Annotated in this window: 20 protein-coding genes; 12 read left to right on the plus strand and 8 right to left on the minus strand. The window is 70.2% G+C overall.

Annotated elements, in window-relative coordinates:
• Window positions 1–3: 3 nt before the first annotated feature.
• Together ACZ6O0_RS08565 and ACZ6O0_RS08570 are read right to left on the minus strand one after the other, a co-directional pair.
• Entirely contained in the window at window positions 4–648 is a 645-nt protein-coding gene (locus ACZ6O0_RS08565; RefSeq protein ID WP_465764208.1) for a response regulator, read from the minus strand.
• Window positions 645–2,579: a sensor histidine kinase gene (locus ACZ6O0_RS08570; RefSeq protein WP_465764209.1), complete on the minus strand. Its 1,935-nt coding sequence runs from the start codon at window positions 2,577–2,579 to the stop codon at window positions 645–647. The genes ACZ6O0_RS08565 and ACZ6O0_RS08570 overlap by 4 nt, the downstream gene beginning before the upstream one ends.
• A 139-nt stretch (window positions 2,580–2,718) precedes the next feature.
• On the opposite strand from ACZ6O0_RS08570, the gene ACZ6O0_RS08575 reads away from it, so the two are divergent.
• Entirely contained in the window at window positions 2,719–3,099 is a 381-nt protein-coding gene (locus ACZ6O0_RS08575; protein ID WP_465764210.1) for a hypothetical protein, read from the plus strand.
• Between the two features lie 7 nt (window positions 3,100–3,106).
• On the opposite strand, the gene ACZ6O0_RS08580 is transcribed toward ACZ6O0_RS08575, so the two are convergent.
• The 3 genes from ACZ6O0_RS08580 to ACZ6O0_RS08590 all read right to left on the minus strand — a co-directional run bounded on the left by ACZ6O0_RS08580 (window position 3,107) and on the right by ACZ6O0_RS08590 (window position 5,973).
• Entirely contained in the window at window positions 3,107–3,481 is a 375-nt protein-coding gene (locus ACZ6O0_RS08580) for a hypothetical protein (RefSeq protein ID WP_465764211.1), read from the minus strand.
• A gap of 37 nt (window positions 3,482–3,518) precedes the next feature.
• Complete coding sequence (locus ACZ6O0_RS08585; protein ID WP_465764212.1) at window positions 3,519–4,838, minus strand: type I glutamate--ammonia ligase; 1,320 nt, start codon at window positions 4,836–4,838, stop codon at window positions 3,519–3,521.
• A gap of 172 nt (window positions 4,839–5,010) precedes the next feature.
• Window positions 5,011–5,973, minus strand: coding sequence for a phosphotransferase (locus ACZ6O0_RS08590; protein WP_465764213.1), 963 nt, complete (start codon window positions 5,971–5,973; stop codon window positions 5,011–5,013).
• A gap of 32 nt (window positions 5,974–6,005) precedes the next feature.
• On the opposite strand from ACZ6O0_RS08590, the gene ACZ6O0_RS08595 reads away from it, so the two are divergent.
• Both ACZ6O0_RS08595 and ACZ6O0_RS08600 read left to right on the plus strand, forming a co-directional pair.
• Window positions 6,006–6,860: a DUF72 domain-containing protein gene (locus ACZ6O0_RS08595; RefSeq protein WP_465764214.1), complete on the plus strand. Its 855-nt coding sequence runs from the start codon at window positions 6,006–6,008 to the stop codon at window positions 6,858–6,860.
• 10 nt (window positions 6,861–6,870) lie between these two features.
• Complete coding sequence (locus ACZ6O0_RS08600) at window positions 6,871–7,320, plus strand: hypothetical protein (RefSeq protein WP_465764215.1); 450 nt, start codon at window positions 6,871–6,873, stop codon at window positions 7,318–7,320.
• On the opposite strand, the gene ACZ6O0_RS08605 is transcribed toward ACZ6O0_RS08600, so the two are convergent.
• Both ACZ6O0_RS08605 and ACZ6O0_RS08610 read right to left on the minus strand, forming a co-directional pair.
• Window positions 7,317–7,808: a methylated-DNA--[protein]-cysteine S-methyltransferase gene (locus ACZ6O0_RS08605; protein WP_465764216.1), complete on the minus strand. Its 492-nt coding sequence runs from the start codon at window positions 7,806–7,808 to the stop codon at window positions 7,317–7,319. The two genes, ACZ6O0_RS08600 and ACZ6O0_RS08605, sit on opposite strands and share 4 nt — an antisense overlap.
• 37 nt (window positions 7,809–7,845) lie before the next feature.
• Window positions 7,846–8,796, minus strand: coding sequence for a carbon-nitrogen hydrolase family protein (locus ACZ6O0_RS08610; protein WP_465764217.1), 951 nt, complete (start codon window positions 8,794–8,796; stop codon window positions 7,846–7,848).
• Between the two features lie 269 nt (window positions 8,797–9,065).
• Here ACZ6O0_RS08610 and fgd point away from each other — a divergent pair, with 269 nt between their 5' ends.
• Complete coding sequence (fgd, locus tag ACZ6O0_RS08615) at window positions 9,066–10,070, plus strand: glucose-6-phosphate dehydrogenase (coenzyme-F420) (RefSeq protein WP_465764218.1); 1,005 nt, start codon at window positions 9,066–9,068, stop codon at window positions 10,068–10,070.
• 10 nt (window positions 10,071–10,080) lie between these two features.
• The gene (locus tag ACZ6O0_RS08620) at window positions 10,081–10,656 is read left to right on the plus strand and encodes a GNAT family N-acetyltransferase (RefSeq protein ID WP_465764219.1); all 576 of its coding nucleotides are present in this window, start codon (window positions 10,081–10,083) and stop codon (window positions 10,654–10,656) included.
• A gap of 543 nt (window positions 10,657–11,199) precedes the next feature.
• On the opposite strand, the gene ACZ6O0_RS08625 is transcribed toward ACZ6O0_RS08620, so the two are convergent.
• The gene (locus tag ACZ6O0_RS08625) at window positions 11,200–11,964 is read right to left on the minus strand and encodes an IclR family transcriptional regulator (RefSeq protein ID WP_465764220.1); all 765 of its coding nucleotides are present in this window, start codon (window positions 11,962–11,964) and stop codon (window positions 11,200–11,202) included.
• Window positions 11,965–12,096: 132 nt separating this feature from the next.
• On the opposite strand from ACZ6O0_RS08625, the gene ACZ6O0_RS08630 reads away from it, so the two are divergent.
• The 7 genes from ACZ6O0_RS08630 to ACZ6O0_RS08660 all read left to right on the plus strand — a co-directional run bounded on the left by ACZ6O0_RS08630 (window position 12,097) and on the right by ACZ6O0_RS08660 (window position 17,146).
• Window positions 12,097–13,368 (plus strand): DUF6986 family protein, encoded by a 1,272-nt coding sequence (locus ACZ6O0_RS08630; RefSeq protein ID WP_465764221.1) that lies wholly within the window; start codon window positions 12,097–12,099, stop codon window positions 13,366–13,368.
• 9 nt (window positions 13,369–13,377) lie between these two features.
• Window positions 13,378–13,617, plus strand: a complete 240-nt coding sequence (locus tag ACZ6O0_RS08635) for a thiamine-binding protein (RefSeq protein WP_465764222.1) — start codon at window positions 13,378–13,380, stop codon at window positions 13,615–13,617.
• Window positions 13,610–13,969 carry a helix-turn-helix domain-containing protein gene (locus ACZ6O0_RS08640; RefSeq protein WP_465764223.1) on the plus strand — a complete coding sequence of 120 codons (360 nt, stop codon included), beginning with the start codon at window positions 13,610–13,612 and terminating at the stop codon, window positions 13,967–13,969. Before ACZ6O0_RS08635 ends, ACZ6O0_RS08640 begins: the two co-directional genes overlap by 8 nt.
• Window positions 13,970–14,066: 97 nt before the next feature.
• Complete coding sequence (gene uraD, locus ACZ6O0_RS08645) at window positions 14,067–14,561, plus strand: 2-oxo-4-hydroxy-4-carboxy-5-ureidoimidazoline decarboxylase (protein ID WP_465764224.1); 495 nt, start codon at window positions 14,067–14,069, stop codon at window positions 14,559–14,561.
• The gene (gene uraH, locus ACZ6O0_RS08650) at window positions 14,558–14,875 is read left to right on the plus strand and encodes a hydroxyisourate hydrolase (protein ID WP_465764225.1); all 318 of its coding nucleotides are present in this window, start codon (window positions 14,558–14,560) and stop codon (window positions 14,873–14,875) included. The genes uraD and uraH overlap by 4 nt, the downstream gene beginning before the upstream one ends.
• A gap of 5 nt (window positions 14,876–14,880) precedes the next feature.
• The gene (pucL, locus tag ACZ6O0_RS08655) at window positions 14,881–15,786 is read left to right on the plus strand and encodes a factor-independent urate hydroxylase (protein WP_465764226.1); all 906 of its coding nucleotides are present in this window, start codon (window positions 14,881–14,883) and stop codon (window positions 15,784–15,786) included.
• A 7-nt stretch (window positions 15,787–15,793) separates the two neighbouring features.
• A complete protein-coding gene (locus tag ACZ6O0_RS08660; RefSeq protein WP_465764227.1) occupies window positions 15,794–17,146 on the plus strand; it encodes an 8-oxoguanine deaminase in 1,353 nt (450 codons plus the stop codon).
• The last annotated feature ends 33 nt before the right edge of the window (window positions 17,147–17,179 follow it).

A 17,179-nucleotide genomic window follows, 5' to 3' on the forward strand; every position in this document is an offset into this window, starting at 1 on the left:
GGGCTATTGGCCGAGGCCGGCGTCTCGGGCTCGGGTGATGGCTTCGGGGCGGTTGGCGACGTGGAGTTTGGTGAAGACGTTGGAGACGTGGTTGCGGACGGTCTTGTCGCTGACCACGAGTTGGCGGGCGATTGCGGCGTTGGTCAGGCCACGGGCGACCAGGTCGAGGACCTCGCGTTCGCGGTCGGTCAGCTCGGGGAACGGTGCGACCCCGGCTCCGGTCCGGCCGGCGGCGAAGTACGACAGGACGCGGCTCGCGATCGCCGCGGAGAACACCACCTCGCCGTGCGCCACCCCGTCGAGCGCCCGCCCGATCTCGGCGCGGTCGGCGCCCTTCAGCAGGTAGCCGCGGGCACCGGCCCGGACCGCGGCGAACACCGACTCGTCGTTCTCCAGCATCGTCAGCACCAGTACGGCGATCGCCGGATGCTCGGCGGTCACCTGCCGGGTCGCCTCGACGCCGTTCAGCACCGGCATGTGCAGATCCATCACCACAACGTCCGGGACCAGTTCGGCCGCCAACCGAACCGCCTCCGCGCCGTCGCCCGCCTCGCCGACCACCTCCTTGCCCGGCATGGTCGAGATCGCGGTCACCAGACCTTCGCGATACAGCGGATGATCGTCGACCACCAGCACCCGGACCGTCATGTCGCCCCCTTCGGCAGCAGTGCCGTCACCGTCGTACCCGTGGGACCGGAGTCGATCCGCAAGTGACCGCCGAGTTCCTCGGCCCGCTCCCGCATCGACGACGTCCCCACCCCGGGCCGGATCTCATCGGGCAGTCCGCGACCGTCGTCGGCGACCTCGATCCGCACACAACCATCGTCCTCGCGCACCTGGACCGCGACCGTGCCCGCGCCCGCGTGCCGGACCGCGTTCCCGGTCGCCTCCCCGGCGATGTGGTACGCCGCAACCTCCACAGCAGCAGGCAATCCGGCGATCTCGTCGGCCGACACCCGGACCTTCGTCGTACCGGTGGACAACCGATCGCCGAGCTCCCGTACGGCCGCGGCCAGCCCGAGCTCGTCCAGCATCGGCGGCCTGAGCTCGTGGACCAATGCCCGTACGTCGGCCACCGCAGCATTCAGCCGGGGCACCAGCCGGTCGAGGAGCATCCGCGCCGCCTCCGGGTCGTCCGCCGCGATGTCGCGCGCGGTCTCGACGTGCAAGGCCAGCGCGGCGAGCGAAGGACCGACGCCGTCGTGCAGATCGCGCCGAAGCCGGCGACGCTCCTCCTCCCGCGCGACCACGACCGCCTCCCGCGACCGCTGAGCCTCGCGCGCCAGCAGCACCGTGTGCGCCGCGACCGCAGCCTGCGCGGCGAGCCGATCCAGCGCCCGCACCTCAGGTACGTCGAACGCCGTCGACCGCGTCACGGTCAGCTGCCCGAACCGCTCACCGGCGTACTCCAGCTCGACGGTCGTCCCGATCCCCGGCCCTTCGCCGTACGACGTCACCGACCCGTCCCGCAGCACGATCGTGGCCTGCTGTGCGCGCAGGGACCGTGCGACCTGCTCGACCACTGAGGGCAGGACGCGCTCGGACAAGTCGTCCGGCGTGGTCGCGGCCGCGAGGCGCGCGCCGAGCCGGGCGAGGACGGCGTGCGGCTCGTCGACATCGCCGTGGACCAGCCGGTTGACGTGCCGCTGCAACCAGGACCGCAGCGGCAGTGCGGCCAGGGCGACGACGGTCGTCGCGAGAATCGGCGTACCGGTCGTGGCGCCCAGACGGTCACCAGCCAGCCAGACCGTGGCGGCGTACAGACCGATCACGAGTGTCGACAGGGTGCCGTACACGAGGGCCCTGGAGATGACGATGGCGACGTCCCACAGGCCGTAGCGCATGACCGCGATACCGATCGCGATCGGCAGCGGCAGCATCGCGAGCCCGGCCACGGCGCCCGTGCCGGCCGGAAGCAGCCTCGCCACCGCGAACAGCACGATCGTGCAGGCATAGCCGACGAGTACCCACTTCAGCTGCTGCCGCTCCAGCTCGGCGGCCCGCCGCCACCTGGTCACAAGCGACGCGAAGCCCACGATCACGGCTGTCAGCAGCAGTACGCCGAGTACGGCGGCGACCACCGGTTCACCGGTCCCGGCGACGCCGACCGGATTCGTCGCGCCGTGCAGCCCTTCCGGGTACTCCGGACCTTCGTACGGCGTCAGCGCCCAGGTGACCGCGATGACGGCCACCACGGTCCCGTTGAACCACAACGCCGGCCGCGACGGGTGCCGGCCATCCGGCAGCATCACCGGCAGCAGTACGGCGATCGCCGTGTAGCCGGGCGCCCAGAGCCAGGCGCCGAGCCAGGTCGACCACGTCCCGTCCGTCAGCAGACCGATCTCCGTGCCCAGCAGAGCCAGGCCCTGAGTGAGTGCGATTGCCCCGAGCAACACCTGGATCCGCCGCGCGCCACTCGTCCGGAGCAGCAGGCAGGCGAGACCGTACGCGAGGGCGGCGGCCAGTTGCATCAACCAGAACGACGGCTCGATCGTCCGTCCGGCCGGCGCGTTGACCGCGTGCAGGCCGGCCGCCACGAGTCCGCTGAGGACCGCGAGTACGCCGATGACAACCCCCATGACCGCATCATCGCCGCCGCGTTGTCCCGGCGTCACGGGACAACGAGTCCCGGATCAGGTCGTGATCACCGGCCGTGGTGCACGGGACAGCCCGATCGCGACCGTTGGGACACCGAATCCGATCGACAGGAGAACCACCATGACCACCGAAACCGCCACGCACTCCGGCGCCTCCGGGAGTGCGACGCGCCGGCCTCCGGCGACCGTCCTCACCGCCTCGATCCTGCTCGGCCTGATCGCCCTGGTCGGCGGCTACGGCGCGATCTACTTCACCGGCCTCGAGGGCTGGAGCGGCATCGGCGCGAGCTTCGTCGTCGCATACGAGTTCCTGTCCCTCACCGGCCTGATCGCGGTCGTCGCCTACCTCCGCAACCATCCCCTCGGCCGCCCGGGCGTCACCTTCTACGCGACCTGGATGATCTACTTCACGCTCTTCAAACTCATCGCGTTCCAGGAGCTCCAGGCCATCCCCTTCGGCGTGATCGCCGTCATCGCCCTCGTCCTGGTGAGGCGCCGCTGAGCTGGTCTCAGGTGGGGATCCAGGTCGGCCACCACGGCGGAACGTTGCCCGGGCAGGTGCCCGGTGACCCGGCCGGGGTCCCCTGCCAGGAGAACAACGCCAGGTCGGCGATCGCGATCGCGATGGCGGCGGCGATCAGCGAGAACAGGAAGGCCTTCCCGGCGTACCGGAAGACGATGCTGAACAGCACCAGGTTCACGATCAGCGCGAGCGGCAGCCCGAGGAACAGCAGCGTCAGACCGTTAGGGACGCTGCCGGCGACGTCGACGTGGCACTGCTTCCAGGCGCGCGACGTGATCACGACCAGCCCGAACGCCGCCCCGCCGCCGACCACCACCGCAAGGAACGACTCGCCCTTGCTCCCCTTCGCCGCGAACGCCATGAGGATCACCGTAAGTGATCCAGGCGTCCACTTCGACTCAGTAGCGCCAGCGCAGCGCGCGGACCCGGTCCTCCAGCGACAACGAACCCAGCGTCTCCGCGTCGTGCCGCCGTACGGCGAGGAACGGGTCGACGATCGCGTCACCCAGGGCCGCACGCAGCACGGCCGACCGCTCGAACGCGGAGAGCGCGTCCTCGAGCGTGAGCGGCAGGCGGGGCGGTTGTTCCTCCGTCGGGTATGACGCCGGGTCGTGGTCCAGGCCCGCCGGTAGAACCGCCTTCCGCTCCAGCCCATCCAGGGCTGCGGCGAGGACGGACGCGGCGGAGAGGTACGCATTCCCGGACGGATCGCCGATCTTGATCTCGCAGTTGGCCGAGTGCGGCCGTCCGGTGACGCTGCCTGGCACGTAGCGCAGCGCGGCCTCGCGATTCTCCGGACCCCAGCACGCGAACGCGCCGGCCCAGTTCCCCGGCACCCGGCGATCGGCGCTGACCACGCTCGGCGCGAGTACGCCGGTCAGCCCGTCGAGCTCATCGAGCACCCCGGCGATCAGCTGCCGCGCATGCGGGGACGGGCCGTCCTCACCGCCGAACGGCACCCCGTCGAGCGCGGCCGAGAAGTGGATGTGCGCGCCGTTGCCGACGAACCCCGCCACCGTGATCGGCGCGAACGACACCAGCAACCCATGTGCACGTGCGACCCGGTGAACCACGAGCCGCGCGAGCTGCGACTGATCGGCCGCCGCCAACGGGGACGCGGGCGGCAACGCGACCTCCACCTGACCCTGCGCGTACTCGGGATGCAACTGCTCCGCCGGGACCCCGGCCGCGTCGAGCGCCTCGAGCAGATCGACCGCGAAGTCCTCCAGCTTCAGTGTGGCGAGTACGCCGTACGCCGGTCCGATGGTGCCGACCGCGGGGTCGCCGGGATCACCGGTGAAGACGGTGAACTCGAGCTCGAATCCGAGCTTGACGTCGAGCCCGGCCGCGACCGACCGCGCTTCCTGCCGCCGCAGGGCCGCACGCTGGCAGATGTCCACCGGCTCGTGGTCCTGCGAGAGCTGGTCGGCCGGCGCCCAGTACACGGTGCGGTCCGGACCGAGCGGCGCGACCGCACCGAGGTCCGGCATCAGCCGGTTGTCGCCGACCGGCCCGTTCACCAGCGGCGACGAGGTGATCGCGTCGTCGGTGCACATCAGCGCGAACACCGGGGAGAGGCCGATCCCGTCGCGGACCGCCGTACCCAACCGGGCCGCGGGCACCGACTTGGCACGGGTGATGCCGGCATTGTCGACAATCGACGTGATCAGCATCCGCAGCCCGCTCCCGAGCAGCACGTCGACAGGGTTCTCGGACATGCCGACCTTCGTACCACAGGACAAGTCGACCCCTCGGCGTCCGTGGCCCCCGCCGACCTGCCGCGTTGGGTCCGCCGAGGTGTTCGCCCGGTTCTCACTCGCCGACGAAGCTCCCATCACCCACGAGGGCCGCAAGCTCGAGCAGCCCGCGGTCTCTAGTCGTCCGAGATCTCTAGTAGCCCGTGAGTCTGAGCAGCGCGGCCGCCCGCTCGGCGTCGCCCAGCGGGATCGAACCCGGGTTGGCGCCCGGGAACAACCGGCCCCACGATGCGGCTCTCCCGAAATGCCCCAGCTGCCACGCCAGGTCGATCGCCCGGCGAAGCTCGGCAGACGTGTGACCGTCGGCGGTCCACGGCTCGAGGTAGGCATCCTTCAGCCGCGGGATCACCTCCGGCCCGTGCAGGTCGGCGGCACGCTCGACGGCGACCAGCAGGCTGCAGAACGGATGCGAGACCGCGGAGTCGCCCCAGTCGAAGAACGTGAACCGTCCCGGACCGGGCACGAGGATCTGCCCGTCGTGCAGGTCGGCGTGGTCCAGGGAGTCGGCGATGCCGATCGCCGCGAGCTCCTCACACCAGCCGAGCAGCCGCGGCCGCACCTTCTGCAACTGTTCACGATCGGACGCGGTGAAAGTCTGATTGTTGACAATCATCTCGTCGAAGATCCCGGGCAGAGCGCTCACGCGAGCGTTCGGCACCCCGAGCCGCTCGAGCGCGTCGGCGTGCGGGACCAGGGTCCGCTGCAGGTCGGCGTACTGGGGCAGGAGTTCTTCCCAGTGACGTGGCTCGGCCGGCAGGTTGCGGAGGAGTGGGCCGCCGTCGGGGAGGAGGGACCAGCCGCGCGCGGCGTCGACGGCGTACGGCGGGAGGACGTGCTCGGGGGTCCACCGGGACAGCGCATCGGTCAGCGCGGCCTCGAAGCGGCTGCCGGGTGCGTTGACCTTGAACCAGACAGGGGCGTCAGCGGTGATCCGGACGATCACCGACCACGGGCGGAGCCGCACCCGCCGCGGTCCGGTCTCCCGCAGACCGTGCGCGTCCAGTTGCTCCTGCAACCACGCGAGCGCCTCGGTGCGCCACTCGGGATCCTCCCAGGGCGTCCACGCGTCGGGGTAGCTGCCGCGATCGATCTGCATCGGGACAGCTGATCACACCGCATAATCGGGACGTGAGTCATGGTTGGCCGGACGGTCCGTACCGGGTGGGGATCTCGGGATGGCGGTATCCGCCCTGGCGGAAGGTGTACTACCCGGACGGCCTGCCGCAGCGGGCCGAGCTGGAGTACGCGTCCCGCCGGCTGAACTCGATCGAGCTGAACGGCTCGTTCTACTCGCTCCAGCGGCCGTCGTCGTACCAGCGCTGGTACGACGAGACGCCGGACGGCTTCGTCTTCGCGGTCAAGGGGCCGCGGTTCGTCACCCACCTGAAGAAACTGGCCGACGTGGACGCGCCACTGGCCAACTTCTTCGCCTCCGGAGTGCTTGCGCTCGGCAACAAACTCGGGCCGGTCCTGTGGCAGCTCCCGCCGACGCTCGGGTACGACGCGGACCGGTGCGCGGCGTTCTTCGCCTCGTTGCCGCGGACCACCGCGCAGGCCGCGGAAGTTGCCAAGGGCCACGATGAGCGAATGGAGGGTCGCGCGCTGCTGGAGTGTGCCGTCGACCTCCCGCTCCGGCATGCGATCGAAGTACGCCACCAGAGCTTCCAGACGCCCGGTTTCGTCGAGCTCCTCCGGACACACGACATCGCCCTGGTCTGCGCGGACACGGCCGGCAAGTGGCCGATGTTCGACGACGTCACCTCCGACTTCGCCTACGTGCGGCTGCACGGTGCCGACGAGCTCTACGTCAGCGGGTACGACGACGCCGCGCTGGACCGGTGGGCGGCGAAGATCCAGGGCTGGCACGAGAACGCCTACATCTACTTCGACAACGACGCCAAGGTCCGGGCGCCGTTCGACGCGGAAGGGCTGGCCCGGCGGCTGGGCATCAGTTCGGCCAGTGCCGAAGTATCCCGGACTTAGCGTGAGCGGCATGACAGAGAACCCCGGAGAACTGGTGGATCAGGCGGTCGAGCGCTCACTCCGATTGGTCGCGACGTGGCCGGCCTGGGACAGGCAGCCGCTCACCTCCGACGACGACCGGACCTTCACCCCGCACAAGGCGGTCCGCCGGATCGCCGACCACCTCATCGATCACCTGGCCGAGGTCGAGGCGTTGCTCGCCGGAGTACCGACCCAGCCGGACGAGTGGCACGCGAGCGCGCTCACGTCCGCCGCCGACCTCGCGCCATTCACGGTTGAGGACGTGCGCGAGGCCGAGCAGCGGTTGCGACGCCTCGGGCGAACGCTCGCCCTCAGGTACGCCGCGGTCGACCCGGTCGAGTGGGACAATGACCGCGGCGACAACTGGACGCTGCGCCAGATCGCGGAGCACCTGGTCGAGGTCGAGTGGTACGCCCAGCAGGTGGGCGATCTCTCCTAGAAGAGTCGCGCACCCACCGGCTCCTCCAGGTCGAGGAGGAACTGCTTGCGCTTCACCCCGCCCGCGTACCCGGTGAGCGACCCGTTCTTCCCGATCACCCGGTGACACGGGACGACGATCGACAGCGGGTTCTGGCCGACCGCCTTGCCCACGGCTTGTGCGGTCTCCCCGAGCCGCGCCGCGATCTCGCCGTACGACGTGGTCTCGCCGTACGGGATCTCCGCGAGGGTCGCCCAGACGCGGCCCTGGAACTCGTCGCCGCGCAGGACGGTCGGGAGGTCGAAGGCGGTCCGCCCGCCGGCGAGGTACTCGTCCAACTGGCGGGCCGCCTCGGCGATGAGCGGGTCGGTTGGTTCGACCCGCTCACCGAGCGTCTCCGGCGCCGGCTTCACCCAGTGGTGCGGGAAGTAGACGCCGGCCAGTGCGTTGCCGGAGGCGACGAGGGTGAGGTCCCCGATCCGGGTGCTGACGATCGCGTGCCTGTTCATGTGGATAGAACGGATCCGCACCCGGATCTGTGAGCCCTCAGGACCCGACGCGCTCCCGCGTCCGGCGCCGGAAGTCGCGACCGATCTGGCTCACGTCCTCCCGGTGCAGGTCGGTCACCGCGATCCCCGGCGTACTGTCCGCCGGGCCCTGGACCGCCCAGCTCCCGCGTGGGTCGCAGACGCCCGCGTCCAGCCCGGCCCCGGGGTTGGCCGGCACGGCCAGGCTGATCCAGCAGGTGTTGTTCGCCGCGGTCCCGCGGGTCTGGACCCCGATGTGCTCGTTCTGCCCGATGCCGGTGGTCGCGTAGGACACGAGGACGCCGTCCACCGCCAGGCGGTCGTACTCGGTGAACAGCTCCGGGAACAGCACGTCCAGCCCGAGCGCGAGCCCGAACCGGTATCCGTCGACCTGGAACGTCACCGGTTGCGTGCCCGGGGTGTACATCCAGGTGACCTTGGTGGTCGACAGCATGCGTTCGTCGTACCGAGCGACCACGGTGCCCTGGTCGGAGACGACGTACATGCTGTTGTGCGGGCGCGTCGGCGCGGGCAGCCGGTGCACCGACGGGATCACGGTCCAGATCCCGAGCTCACGGGCAAGCGCGGTGATCTTGTCGAGTTCCTCCTGGAGCACCGTCCAGTCGGCCTTGCTCCAGTCGGACGGGCCGATCTCGTCCGGGCCGAGCTCGGACATCACGTGCTTGCTCGGGAAGCAGATCGCACCTTCGGTGAAGTGCACCAGGCGTGCACCGGCGTCGGCGGCCTGCCGCATCAGCCGGCGGACCTCCGCGCCGCTCTCGCGGAGCAGGGCGGGGTTCGTCGGGTCTTGGTGGACCGTCGACTGGGCGACGGCGATCCGCAGGGCGGTTTCCGGCATGTCTTCTCCTGAGGGAGTCGGACGGAAGTGCCGGAGGGCAGCCGTGTAGGACTCGCCCGTCTTGGCGGCGCGGGTGCGGACCCGCTGCTTGAAGTTCCTGTGCGCTGTCATCTGGCCTTCCACGCACTCGCACGCGATCCCCCAGCGATCCCGTCCGAGGCAGGTGACCAGGACGAGCGGCCCGAGACAAGGAGTCCCTTTGCCTTCTCGAAGGTGACCAGGCTGGGGCCGGTCGACGAAGGTGCGGCGCGGGCCGCGCCGGATTCACATCCTGTCCGCGACCGCCGTACTCGTCAAACGACTCGCCCGGGCGAGGCATAAAGTCGGACCCGGACGCGGTTGTCTTCATCGCACGTACAGACGACGTAGGGGAGCAGAGGGTGAGCATTCGAGTCGGGTACAAGGCTTCGGCGGAGCAGTTCGGGCCGCGGGATCTGGTGGAGTACTCCGTCCGGGCCGAGGAACTCGGGCTCGACAGTGTGACCGTGTCGGACCACTTCCTGCCGTGGCGGCACGAGGGCGGGCACGCGCCGTTCGCGCTCGCCTGGCTGGCGGCGGTCGGAGAGCGGACCAACCGGGTGCTGCTCGGGACGTCGGTGCTCACGCCGACCTTCCGGTACAACCCGGCGGTGATCGCGCAGGCGTTCGCCACGCTCGGTGAGCTGTACCCGGGCCGCGTGATGCTCGGCGTCGGCACCGGCGAGGCGCTGAACGAGATCGCCGTCTCCGGGATGGAATGGCCCGAGTTCAAGGAGCGGTTCGCCCGGCTGCGGGAGGCGGTGCAGTTGATCCGCGACCTGTGGACGAAGGACGGCGTCAGCTCCGAGGGCCCGTACTACAAGACCGTCGAGGCGTTCATCTACGACCGTCCGCAGACCCCGCTGAAGGTGTACGTCGCCGCCGGCGGGCCGCTGGTCGCCAAGTACGCCGGGCGCGCGGGCGACGGGTTCATCGCGACGTCGGGCAAGGGCATGGAGCTGTACACGGACAAGCTGATCCCGGCCGTTCGCGAGGGTGCTGAGAAGGCCGGGAAGAAGTTCGAGGACATCGACCGGATGCTCGAGGTCAAGGTGTCCTACGACCGCGATGCCGACGCCGCGCTGGAGAACACCCGGTTCTGGGCACCGCTGTCGCTGACGCCGGAGCAGAAGCATTCCGTCACCAGCGCGACCGAAATGGAGCGGCTGGCCGACGAGTTGCCGATCGAGCAGGTCGCGAAGCGCTGGATCGTCGCGTCCGATCCCGAAGAGGTCGTCAAGGAGTTCCAGCCGTACATCGACGCGGGCTTCAACCACTTCGTCGTCCACGGCCCGGGCCACGACCAGGAACGATTCCTCACCCAGTTCACGTCGGACGTCCTTCCTTTGCTGCGCAAATTGGGCTGACAATCGCCTGGTGGGCGAATTCGAGATCCTGCAGGACAGCGACCCGCGGTGCGCCGAGCTGGAAGCAGCCGGGTACCGCGTCGTCGCCGAGTCCTGGGCGGTCCGCCTGTACAACCCGGACCGCGAGCTGCTCGACTCCGCCGTACGCCGTGCCGTCGCCGGCGGACTCGTGATCCGCGAACTGGGTCCCGAGTCCGCCGCCGCCCTGCACGCCCTCGAGAAGACCAACGAGCCGGACTATCCCGACACCCCGGCCACCCACCGCGCGGTCGGTGACCTCACCAAGGTCCGCGCCCTCTGGCCCGAGTACCGCGTCTTCGGCGCCTTCGACGGCTCCCGCCTGGTCGGCGCCACCGTCATCCGCGAACACGAAGGCCACGGCGACACGGCCTTCACCTCGGTGCTGTCCACCCACCGCCGCCGCGGCGTCGCCCAAGCCGTCAAGGCCGCCTCGATCCTCGCCTTCCTCGACATCGGCATCACCCGCTTCAGCACCGGCGGCGCCGCCACCAACCAAGCCAGCCTCCAAGCCAACCAGTCCCTCGGCTACCAACTAACCGAACGCTGGCGCACCTACGCGCCCTAGCCCACGCGTGCTCCGCAGTCGCTGGCCTCGTCGCTGCGCTCCTCGTACGCGGCTGCTCCGCGCGCTCCCACCCGCCCCCGGCTTGGCGCCGTGCATCCGTTTCCGGCAGGCGCCGGACCTGCGGCTACCGCCGCCCCCTTCCGGCTGACGACGGGGCTTCCGGCTGCTGCCGGGGTGTTGCGGCTGGCGCCGCCGTGTGCTCGCTGCGCTCGCGGTGACCGCTTGGCCGCCGTTGCTCGCCGGTGGACTGTGGTGAGTGGGACTGTGGTTGGTTCCTGGCGGCGGGCCGTGGTGAGCGGGGTCAACACTCGCCGCGGGGGCAGACCGCAGTCCCCTCGACAGGTGCGGTTCGGCGATACCACGGGGCGGTCGCTCGCGCGGAAGCGCACGGTCCGGCGTCAGCCGGAAGTCCCGGCGTCAGCCGGAAGCGGATATGCCGGCGCTAGCCGGAGGGTGGGTGGGAGCGGCGCGTAGTGCGGCGACGGAGGAGCCGTGCGTAGCACCGCGCGGGCTGACCCCAGTTCCCAAGCAACAGTTGCCGTTCTAGCGGAGGTCCTCCGACAAGGACTTGGCGGCTTGGGTCAGGAGGGGGACGGCTCGTTCTACCAGGTCTTCGGTCATGCGGCCGGCGGGGCCGGAGATGGAGATGGCGAGGCGGGAGGGGGCGTCGGGGACGGCTACGGCGACGCAGCGGACGCCTACTTCCTGCTCGCCTTCGTCGGTGGCGTAGCCGTGCTCTTCGGCTTGGCGGAGTTGGGCGGTGAAGGCGTCGGGCGTGGTGAGCGTGTTGTCGGTGTGTCTGGGCATGCCGGTGCGCTGGAGGAGGTCGCGGACGTCGGGCTCGGGCATTTGGGCGAGGATCGCCTTGCCGACCGCGGTGCAGTGCGGGAGGACCCGGCGGCCGACCTCGGTGAACATCCGCATCGAATGACGCGACGGGACCTGGGCCAGGTACACGACCTGGTCGCCGTCGAGCATCGCCATGTTGGCGGACTCGCCGAGCTCGTCGACGAGCCGGGCGAGGTGGGGACGGGCCCAGACGCTGAGCATGTGCGAGGAGCTCTCGCCGAGGCGGATCAGCTTCGGGCCGAGGACGTACTGCCGCGAGGGTTCTTGACGCAGGTAGCCGAGGTCGACCAGGGTGCGAACCAGCCGGTGGATCGTCGGCAGCGGGAGGCCGGACGCCGTGGCGAGCTGGGACAGGCCCATCATCCCGCCCGCGTCGGCCATCGTCTCCAGCAGTCCGAACGCACGCTCGATGGACTGCACACTGCCGGTGCGGCCCTTGCCGCCGTTCGCTTCCGCCATGAATCCAGCCTCTCGAGGGTTTCCGGATGACGGAAGTTTAGCGCCAGATCCCGGAAGGTCGGCACCATTGCATCTTCCGCAAAGTAGATATTAGTCTCCGCAATACGGAATTCGAAGCCCTGGGAGGCAGCGATGAGCCTGGAAGATCTGGTCGGCGAGGTCGATCGACAGTTGGCCGGCGCCGACGCCGCGCTCGCCGAGGAGTACCCGGGCGATCGAGGGGTCCGCCAGCCGGTGCACACCGTGTACGTCCCGGCCGACAAGTACGACGTCAACACCGTCGGCGCGTGGGGTGCGGAAGCCCGAGCGGTGCTGGAGCGGCACGGCGGGCGCGCCGAGTTGGCCGAGGCGCTGGACCTGCCGCCCGAGCTGGCCGACGAGGTGTACGAGCGCGTCGGCGCCAAGCTCGAGCGGGAGCCGATCGAGGATCTCCGGATCGACTTCGAGGACGGCTACGGGACCAGGTCCGACGAGGACGAGGACGCCGCGGCCTTCGCGGCGGCCCGTGCGTTGACCCGGAGCCTGCGCGTCGGGGCGTCGGCGGAGGGTGCGGGCGCGGCGGCGCCGTACCACGGGGTGCGGATCAAATCGTTGGAGGCGCCGACGAGGCGGCGCGGGCTGCGGACCCTCGATCTGGTCGTCCGTGAGCTGACGGCCGCGGGCGGACTGACGGACGGGTTCGTGATCACGTTGCCGAAGGTGACCTCGGTCGAGCAGGTCGAGGCGATGGTGACCGTGCTGGAGACGCTCGAGCGCGAGTACGGCGTACCCCGGCTGAAGTTCGAGATCCAGGTCGAGACCCCGCAGGCGATCCTCGGGTCCGATGGGACCGCGTTGATCGCGCGGATGATCAAGGCCGGCGCGCCGCGGGTGACGGGTCTGCACTACGGCACGTACGACTACTCGGCCTCGCTCGGGGTGGCCGCGGCGTACCAGAGCATGGAGCATCCGGTCGCCGATCACGCCAAGGACGTGATGCAGCTGGCCGCGGCCGGGACGGGCGTCTTCGTCTCCGACGGCTCCACGAACGTCCTCCCGGTCGGCGATCGTGACGCCGTCCACGCGGCCTGGCGGCTGCATTTCCGCCTGGTACGGCGTTCCCTCGCGCGCGGCATCTATCAGGGCTGGGACATGCACCCGGCCCAGCTCCCGACGCGCTTCGTGGCGACGTACCTCTTCTATCGCGAGGGCCTCACCGAGGCAGCCAACCGGTTGCGCGCGTACCTCGGCCAGGGTGAGTCCGGCTACCTCGACGAGCCCGCGACGGCCGCGGCCCTGGCGGGTTTCGTACTGCGCGGCCTCGACTGCGGTGCCGTCGATCCGGCGGAGGTCGACAAGCTCATCGGCGTCGACATCGCCGCACTCGCGAAGCTGGCCCGCCGGCCACTCCCGTCGGAGCGCTAGCCTCGCGCTATGCGACTGGTTGCGGAGTTCACCACGGAACCCTTCGACGTCGAAGGCAGCCCGCCCGCCCACGCCACGGAAGCGCTCAAGGCTGCCCAGGAAGCCGGCCTCGAGTGCGACTTCGGCCCGCTCGGCACCTTGGTGCGCGGCGAGGACGACCAACTCCTGCCCGCGCTCCCCGGAGTGCTCCGAGCCGCCTTCGCCGGCGGCGCGAGCCAGGTGACGCTGCAGGTACGCCGCGATGCCTGAGCAGGAGCCGCATCCGCTGATCACGGCGATCGCGCCGCTGATCGAGCGGCTCAACGCCGAGCTCGTCGAGCCGGCGAACGCGCGGGACGACGACATCCCGCTGGAGTGGGCCGGTGAGCCGCTCGTCGCGGTCCGGCTCCCTCAGAAGGGTGGTGTGCAGGCCTTGCTGGCCGAGGTGGCCGACGAACTCGGCGGGCCGCTGAACGCGCTCTCCCGGAGTCAGAAGCAGCAGGCGGTCCTGCTGCTGGAGGCCCGTGGTGCCTTCGAGTTCCGCAAGTCCGCCGAGATCGTCGCCGAGGCTCTCGGCGTCACCCGCTTCACCGTCTACAACTACCTCAACCGCGCCCGCTGACGGACGGTTTTTCAACAAACTGTTGACGACGGGCGGGTGGCGTGTCACTCTCTCGTCATACGGAAAGTCGATTTCGGGATTCGAGAAGGTGTGATCCGTGGACCTGCAGGAGTTCAACTCCGCTCCGGCCGACCGGCTACGTCCCTTGCTGGCGGCCTGCTGTGACGTCCCCCGCTGGGTCGACGGGATCCTGGCCAAGCGGCCGTACGGCGATCTCGCCGCACTGACCGCGGTCGCCGACCAGACGCTGCGGGAGCTCGACGACGACGAGGTCGATCGTGCCCTGCAGGCGCATCCGCGGATCGGGGACCGCGCGCGGGGCGCCGGCACCGAGGCGGCCTGGTCGCGGAAGGAACAGTCCGGCGTCGGCGACGACCCCGGCGTTCGCGAAGCCCTTGCCGAGGGCAACCGTGAGTACGAGGAGCGCTTCGGCCGGGTCTTCCTGATCTGTGCCACCGGCCTGTCGGCGGAGCAGATGCTGGCGATCCTGCGGCAGCGGCTGACGCACGACGAGGCCACCGAGGCACCCGTCGTCCACGAGGAGCTCCGCAAGATCGCGCTGCTCCGCCTCAGCAAGGTGGTGGACGCATGAGCAGCCTCAGCACACACGTTCTCGACACAGCGCTGGGTCGACCGGCGCAGGGTGTTGCGGTCCGGCTCTACGCCAAGGACGTCGTACTCGCGACCGGTACGACGGACGACGACGGGCGGATCGCCGAGCTGGAACCGGCGCTCGCGCCCGGTACGTACCGTCTCTGGTTCGACGTTGCCGCCTACGCGGCCGCGTCCGGCCAGGACATCTTCTTTCCCGAGGTCGCCGTGACCTTCACGGTCGCCGACGAGCGGCACTACCACGTCCCGTTGCTGCTCAGCCCGTTCGCCTTTTCCACTTACCGAGGGAGCTGACCGGAATGGCCATCCACCTGGGAGCCAACCAGTACGGCAAAGCCGAGAGCCGGGTCGTCCGCATCTACCGCGACACCCCCCGCCACCAGATCCGCGACCTGAACGTCTCGTCCGCGCTCCGCGGTCACTTCGAGGCCGCGCACACCACCGGGGACCAGAGCGACGTCCTGCCGACCGACACGCAGAAGAACACCGCGTTCGCGTTCGCCAAGGAGAAGGGCGTCGGCGCGATCGAGGACTACGCGCTGACCCTGGGCGCGCACTTCCTCGACGCCTCGCCGGCGGCCGAGGGCGCGCGGATCGAGGTCGAGGAGTACGCCTGGGAGCGGATCTCCGTCGACGGCGCGCCGCACGACCACTCGTTCGTCCGGTCCGGCAGCGGCGTACGGACGACGGTCGTCAACGTCGAGGGCCGTGGCGCCGAGCAGAAGCGGTACGTCGTCTCCGGCATTCGCGACCTGGTCGTGCTGAAGTCGACCGGCTCGGAGTTCCACGGGTTCCTCAAGGACAAGTACACGACGCTGCCGGAGACGAACGACCGGATCCTGGCCACGTCGCTGGTCGCCCGCTGGCGCTACGACCACACCGAGGTCGACTGGGACAAGTCGTACGACGAGATCAAGGGACTGCTGCTCGAGCAGTTCGCGAAGATCCACAGTCTCGCCCTGCAGCAGACGCTGTACGGCATGGGTGAGGCCGTGCTGCAGCAGCACCCGGAGGTCGCGGAGATCAAGTTCTCGGCGCCGAACAAGCACCACTTCCTGGTTGACCTGAGCCCGTTCGCGGTGGAGAACCCGGGTGAGGTGTTCATCGCCGCGGACCGCCCGTACGGCCTGATCGAGGCGACCGTGGTCCGCGACGACGCGAGTGACGCCGGGAGCGCGTGGCACGCCGTACCCGGCTTCTGCTGAGGTCCTGATGGACACGATCGTGATCGACGGAGCGGCCGTGGTCACGGTCGATCCGCGGCGGCGTGAGTTCACCGGGCATGTAGTTGTCCAGGGCAATCGAATCGTTGCCGTGGGCCCCGGACCGGCGCCGGTGTACGACGGAGCACGGGTGATCGACGGGCGCGGCTGTCTCGTCACACCCGGCTTCGTCAACACACATCAGCACCTGTATCAGTGGGTGACGCGCGGTCTCGCCGCGGACGCGACGCTGTTCGGCTGGCTGACCACGCTGTATCCGGTGTGGGCCGGGATCGACGAGGAGTCGGTGCACGTGGCGGCGCAGGCCGCGCTGGCCCGGCTCGCGCGGACCGGCTGTACGACGGCCGCCGATCATCATTACGTCTTCCCGCGCGCGGGCGGCGATCTGCTCGGCGCGGAGATTCTCGCGGCGGCCCAGGTCGGGCTGCGGTTCCATCCGGCCCGCGGGTCGATGGATCGCGGGCAGAAGGACGGCGGGCTGCCGCCGGACTCGGTGGTCGAGGACCGCGACGAGATCCTCGCCGCGACCGAGGCCGCGATCGACCGCTGGCACGATCCCGCTCCGGACTCGATGCTGCGGATCGTGGTCGGGCCGTGCTCGCCGTTCAGCGTGAGTGGCGAACTCATGCGGGAGGCGGCGGAGCTGGCGCGGCGCCGGGACGTCCGGATGCACACGCACCTCGCCGAGACGACGGACGAGGGCGACTGGTGCCGCGAGACGTTCGGCTGCACGCCGTTGGAGTACGCCGCTCAGCTCGGGTGGACCGGATCCGATGTGTGGTTCGCGCACGGCATCCACTTCGACGACTCTGAGATCAAACAGCTCGGCCAGACCGGCACGGGTGTCGCGCACTGCCCGAGCTCGAACGCTCGCCTCGGGGCGGGCATCGCCCGGACGGCTGACCTCCGTGCCGCCGGCAGCCCGGTCGGGCTCGGCGTGGACGGTGCCGCCAGCAACGAAGCCGGCAGCCTGGTGGAGGAGCTCCGCCACGCGTTGCTCTTCGCCCGCGCCCGCGGTGGACCCCAGGCCCTCGACGTCCGCGCCGCCCTGGAGATGGCGACGCTGGACGGCGCCCGGATCCTCGGCCGCGAGAACGAGATCGGCTCCCTGGAAGTCGGCAAGCTGGCCGACCTGGCCCTCTGGCGCCTCGACACCCTCGAACACGCCGGCATCCCCGACCCCGTAGCCGCCCTGGCCCTCGGCACGCCGCCGCCCTTGGATCTCCTCCTGGTCAACGGCCGCCCCGTCGTCGAGCACGACACCGTCGTCACCGTCGACGAGCCCGCCCTCGCCATCCAGGTCGCCAAAACCCAGCAGCGCCTGACCACCAACGCTCGCTGAAGCACAAGACCCCCGACACCAACTCGGTGTCGG

Source organism: Kribbella sp. NPDC048837 (genome assembly GCF_055586945.1).